Origin of the sequence: Salinicoccus albus DSM 19776, from assembly GCF_000385175.1 — a bacterium.
GTDB classification, from domain to species: domain Bacteria; phylum Bacillota; class Bacilli; order Staphylococcales; family Salinicoccaceae; genus Salinicoccus; species Salinicoccus albus.
The window spans coordinates 137466-143520 of the sequence record NZ_ARQJ01000025.1 but is presented as its reverse complement, the minus strand read 5'-3'; the positions used below and the strand labels follow the sequence as shown (position 1 = coordinate 143520).

4 protein-coding genes are annotated in these 6055 nt (G+C 44.5%); all 4 read right to left on the bottom strand.

Annotated elements, in window-relative coordinates:
* Nucleotides 1-493 precede the first annotated feature (493 nt).
* Nucleotides 494-2023 carry an AbgT family transporter gene (locus G343_RS0105925; RefSeq protein WP_020007206.1) on the bottom strand — a complete coding sequence of 510 codons (1530 nt, stop codon included), beginning with the start codon at nt 2021-2023 and terminating at the stop codon, nt 494-496.
* Between the two features lie 165 nt (nt 2024-2188).
* A complete protein-coding gene (locus G343_RS0105920) occupies nt 2189-2791 on the bottom strand; it encodes a class I SAM-dependent methyltransferase (protein WP_020007205.1) in 603 nt (200 codons plus the stop codon).
* Nucleotides 2792-2827: 36 nt separating this feature from the next.
* Nucleotides 2828-4309: a malate dehydrogenase (quinone) gene (gene mqo / locus G343_RS0105915; protein ID WP_020007204.1), complete on the bottom strand. Its 1482-nt coding sequence runs from the start codon at nt 4307-4309 to the stop codon at nt 2828-2830.
* 107 nt (nt 4310-4416) lie between these two features.
* On the bottom strand, nt 4417-6003 hold the full coding sequence (locus tag G343_RS0105910) for an L-lactate permease (RefSeq protein WP_020007203.1): 1587 nt from the start codon (nt 6001-6003) through the stop codon (nt 4417-4419).
* Nucleotides 6004-6055: the final 52 nt, after the last annotated feature.

Here is a 6055-nt window from a genome sequence, read left to right as displayed (position 1 = left end):
ACCAGCTGATGTAGTTATAAAAAATGACTCAAAAGAGGCTGGAACATATCCGTCTGCCGGCAGCGTCACATCGACGACACCGGAAAAGGACTGAGTCTCGGGATTGAGAAACGGACGAGACCGAGAAAGGGGCGAATCTCGGGATTGAGAAATCGACGACACCGAGAAAGGGCTGAGTCTCGGGATTGAGAAATCGACGACACCGAGAAAGGGCTGAGTCTCGGGTTTGAGAAATCGACGACACCGAGAAAGGGCTGAGTCTCGGGTTTGAGAAACCGACGAGACCGGGAAAACACCGTTCCTCGGCGTCGTCATAATAACGAAGTCATGAAAATGTAGAAAGCAGCTGGAATGTAAGCCACAAATCCTAGAATTCCAGCACTTTAAGTTCGTAACCTTATTAACTTCTTATGACCAAATGACACTAACACTTCCAATATTTTTGTGGGTGTTTGCGAAGCAATTAGGGGAGTATCTCCCGATTCCTTTTTTGTTAATATGTCAAATTTCCGCCCGGACCAAATGGAATGCCAAATAATATCCATACTCCAAATAAGACGATCCACACAATCAGAAATATCACTGAGTATGGCAGCATCAGTGATATGACTGTACCGATGCCATTATCCCTGCCATAACGCTGAGTGAATGCAACAACCAGCGGGAAAAATGGCATGAGCGGTGATATGATGTTTGTAGAAGAATCTCCAATTCTGTACGCGGCCTGGGTGACCTCCGGAGCAATACCAAGCTGCATGAATAACGGTACGAATATCGGTGCCATGATCGCCCATTTTGCCGAATCTGCAGCGATGAACAAATTAATTAATGCTGTAATAATGATAAAAAATATCAGTATCAGTGTACTGTTAAGATTAATCGCTTCAAGTAACCCCGCACCATTTACTGCTATTATGATTCCAAGATTGGAGAAATTGAACAATGCAACAAACTGTGCTGCAAAGAATATCAGGACGATAAATCCTGCCATGGTCATAATGGAATCATCCATCAATTTCACAACATCCTTATCATTTTTGACCTGGCGGGTCACCGCACCATAAACGATACCCGGCACAAGGAAAACAAGCATCATGATAAATATAATGCTTGAGATGAAGGGTGATTCTATAATACTGCCGTCTTCGCCCCTGAGCGGTGCATCGGGGAAAATAGTCAGTAACAGTACGCCAAGGGCAACAAGCACCGCAGAAATGTTTGCATAGATCAACCCTTTTTTCTCCACCGTATTCAGTACCGACTTTTCCATAGTTGCATCCGTCTGTCCTTTATACTCACCGAGCCGGGGTTCAACAATCTTGTCGGTAATTAGTGTCCCTAAGATGACAACCAGAAATGTTGAAACAAACATGAAATACCAGTTGTCAGTTGCAAGCACCTCATAAGTGGCATCGAGTATGCCTGCAGACTCAGTTGAAATCCCTGCGAGCAACGGGTCATTTGTACCAATCAGCAGATTCGCAGAATATCCGCCTGAGACACCGGCAAATGCTGCAGCCAGTCCGGCAAGCGGGTGTCTTCTGAATCCCAGGAATATGATAGCTCCCAGCGGAACGAGTACAACATATCCGACAGAGGCCGCGACGTTACTCATCACACCCATTAATACAACAATCGGAGTCACCAGCCTCCGTGGTGCTTTCGTTACAGTGTTCGTCATCAATGCACTGATGTAGCCACTCTTCTCAGCAACACCCACACCGAGCATTGCAACCAATACCGGACCGAGTGCAACGAAAGTGGTGAAGTTCTCAACGACTGATGTAAAGATATATGCGATACCCTCACCGGTAAGCAGACTCATAGCATTGACTGTCTGTTCCCCGCGCTCACCTGTCTCACTATCCACACCTGTAAAAGTGACACTGACATCGAACAGGTATAAAATATGTGAAATAACAATAACGAATACAGTAAAGATTAAAAATATACTGACCGGGTGGGGGAGTTTATTACCAATAATTTCAATCCTGTCCAGTACACTTTTCGGGCTTTTAGCCATAAACGACACGATCTCCTTTTTAAAATCTTAGTGATATAATATAGAATTTGATCATGAAAGTAAATGACTCCCGTTCATCTCATCACTGTTTCAGAGGAGTGATCCTGCTTTTTATATCCATGGCACTGATAGTCTCCCGTCCACTTATCTTTGCACTATCCCTTGTCAAAGTTTCCTTAATTTTCCTTGGATGACGGCGCTCTGACCATTATGCATTTGGCCTTCCTGTCTAAATGTATTAATTTCTTCCAAATGAAGGATTTCAACAGAAAGATCTTCAATCATCGTTTCTATCTCTTCGGTATCATAAAGCATATCAACGTTTGGCGGCCCCCCAGTTTTAAATTCGATCTGCCGTTTGGAGTACAGTTCAAAAATGATGAATCCACCCGGTTTTACGCAATTGACCAGATTAGAAAACATTTGATACTTTCCGTCTTTTGGCACGTGACCGAAAATATTCACACTAATATCATAAGCAGCGCGAGGGAGGGCGCCCCGGACTGTTATATCCTGCAGCCTGGTATCAACGGTTACGTTTTCTTCAGCGGCAAGCCGTTGTGTTTTACCGATGCCTTCTTGTGAAAAATCATAAGTGATAACCTGGTTCCCGAGTCTGGCCAGGTATATGGCATTGCGCCCCTCGCCTTCAGCCAGTAAGGCAATTTTCCTGTTTTTCGTTCCGCCCAGCGCAGCACGAACCCATTCATTGGGCTGGCGTCCATAAATATAATCGTTATTTTGAAATTTTTCATCCCAACTGTTCATACAATACTCCATTCATTGAAAATGATATCGTTGCAACTATTCCAACTCAAGATCTCTTGCCGTTGACTCACGGATTTCCTTGAGTAATACATTATCTTCTATTAAAGATTGTCCATAAGAAGGGATCATTTCTTTGATCATCGGGGTCCATTTTTCTATATACTGCGGGAAGCTTTTTTCAAAGACCTCGAGGGCCACCGATACGGACACAGAAGCACCGGGGGATTCTCCTAATAATGCGGTAACTGAATTGTCTTCAGAATGAACGACCTCTGTTCCAAACTGGATGAATCCCCGGCCGTGTTCTTTAGTATCTTTAATAACCTGTACACGTTTACCGGCGACAAGCAGATCCCAATCTTCATCTTTGGCATCAGGCACAAATTTTCGCAGTTCCTTCATCCGATCTTCCTTATCCATCATGACCTGCTGGATGGAATATTTAACCAGCGGCATATTCTTAGCCCCCGCAGATAACATCGTTATTATGTTGCTGGGGTTAATCGATTTTAACAGGTCTAAATTAGACCCTTGTTTAAGAAACTTAGGGCCAATAGCTGCAAAAGGCCCGAATAATAAACTCTGATCACCTTGCATATAACGTCTATCCAGATGCGGCACAGTCATCGGCGGTGTACCGGGTGGTTCTTTCCCATACACTTTCGCATCATGCTGACTGACTACTTCCGGATTATTACAAACTAAAAATGCACCGCTGATTGGAAAACCGCCGAGATGTCTGCTCTCAGGTATTTTTGTCTTTTGTAACAGCGGAATGGCATGACCGCCAGCACCGATAAAGATATAGTCTGCGATATGGTATTCTATCTTATCGTCTTCGTGGTTACGAATCTCAACTTCCCATTTACCGTTTTCCAGTTTCCTGAAGTCAACTACCTCATGGCGATAATGAACTGCTGCATTATCATGCCCGTCTATGTTTGCCGCCATTTTGCGTGTCAGTTCACCGAAGTTGACATCTGTGCCTGCATCTATCTTACTCGCTGCAACAGGCTCGTTTGATGCACGGCCCTCCATCATTAAGGGCATCCATTCAGATAATTCATCCATGTCTTCGGAATACTTCATACCTTCAAACATCGACAGGGGAGACAGCGCCTCAAAGCGTTTTCTCAAGAAATTGACATTATTTTCTCCCTGAACAAAGCTGATGTGGGGCAGGGGACGGATGAAATCCTGGGGATTTTGTATCTCTCTATTTCTAACTAAGTGGGACCAGAATTGCTTGGATATCTCAAACTGTTCATTGATTTCTTTGGCCTTTTCAATATTTATTGAGCCATCTTCTTGTTCAACTGTATAATTGAGCTCACATAATGCCGCATGTCCGGTACCGGCATTATTGATTTCATTTGAACTTTCAATCGCCGGTTTGTCCAGCCGTTCAAACAGTTTGATATTCCAATCGGGTTCGACATTTTTTAGAAATGAACCCACAGTCGCACTCATCACACCAGCACCGATGAGTATAACATCTTTTGAATATGTGTTTCCCATTTTTTGACCTTCTTTCTATTGTAATAAGGGTTTTTCCAGTTGACCGATATCAGATTGATGCTCGTTTACAGCATCCTGTTATCCATTGTGGTTCTTTTATAGGAACTTTATAAAATCCACATTATTATAAATCCACCGATGCCGACAAGTACCATATAAAGTAGTGCAGGTCCAAGGGTTTTCCGAATCACATTCCCTTCTTCTCCCTGCATTCCAACCACAGCACTTGCTGCGACTGCATTATGGATCGCAATCATGTTCCCTGCACCTGAACCGACAAGTTGAGCTCCGAGAACTACATTTACATTTGATCCTGTCGCTTCAGCAATATTGAACTGTACGGGAGAGAATGTCAGGGTGGAAACGGTGGCGCTTCCAGTGATAAACGATCCCAACCCGCCGAGAAATGGGGCAACAAATATCCACATCGTGTCAAACGTCTCAGCCATCCCCTGAGCGATATACTCCGGCATGCTCATCAAATCGTTCATATTCAAACCCGAATTACTGAACACATGGACCATCGCAAGTGTTGCTGTCAATGTGACTGCAGTGCCCTTTATTGTAGACAGCGATTGTTTTACTGATTGTCCAAAATCACTGAACGGTTTTCGTTGTACAGGGAGCGCCAATACAGCCGCCAATGTCAACAATGTGCCAGGAGAATGCAACAGCTCCCATTCCGAGGCGATCCCCTCTATACCTAGAATATTTGACCAGGTCAAATCAATCGCTGACAACGTAAACTCCTCGATCCAGGGAACAATGCGTGTGGCCAGCAATAAAAGGACCACGATGATGTATGGAAGCCACGCCTTGATCAATCCCATCTCTGATTGTTCATTACCTGTATCGGAATCTGCCTGCATCGCCTCCGTCCAAACAGAGTTAGGCAGAAGCCATCCCTTTTTAGCCGTTATGGTTGCGACAATAATCCCTGTCAACGACCCGAGAATCGCCACGAATTCAGGGCCGAACAGAAATGCATAAGCGACAGCAGAGCCATTATAGGTAACGCCGATTAACAGTGTCCAGGGCAGCATGACCAATGTATTTTTGATGGCGTTCCCTTTCCCAAAAAATACTGTTAGCACCAATACTAAGATTAAAGGAATAAAAATACCGCCGAATAAATCAATCAAAGTTGTTGTCAGGCCAACGTCCTGATAAAAATCTGTGCTTGCTTCCGGCAAGGTGCTTAATCCAACCAGTACCGGCGTCCCCACTGCTCCGAAAGCAACCGCTGTACTATCAGCAATCAGCGCTGTGGCGACCGCCGCCAGCGGTTTGAATCCCAAGGCAAGCATCAGAGGTGCCGTCACCATGGCGGGAGTCCCGAATCCCGCGGCGCCTTCAATTAAAGAACCGAACAAAAAGGCAACAAAAATAAGCTGTACCCTCATGTCTCGGGAGATGCTTTGAAACCCTTGGTTAATACGATTGACCGCCCCAGTGTTGCGAAGAGTGTTCAATAGCACAAGAGCCCCGAACATAATGAACAGAATAGTGAGCGTCCTATGTATCCCCTCCAATATAGAGGAAGCAATCACGTGTCCATTCATCCCCCATACAGACATTGCTAAAACAATAACCACCACCGTACTAATAGACATCCCTTTTATTGCCGACATCCGTAATAGAACCAGCAGGATAAAAGGAATAATTACTGCACTAAGGGCCACCACCATCAACATCGTATCTCTCCTTTTGAATCGAATCTATTTTCTTGTTCTTAAAGAACGTTAT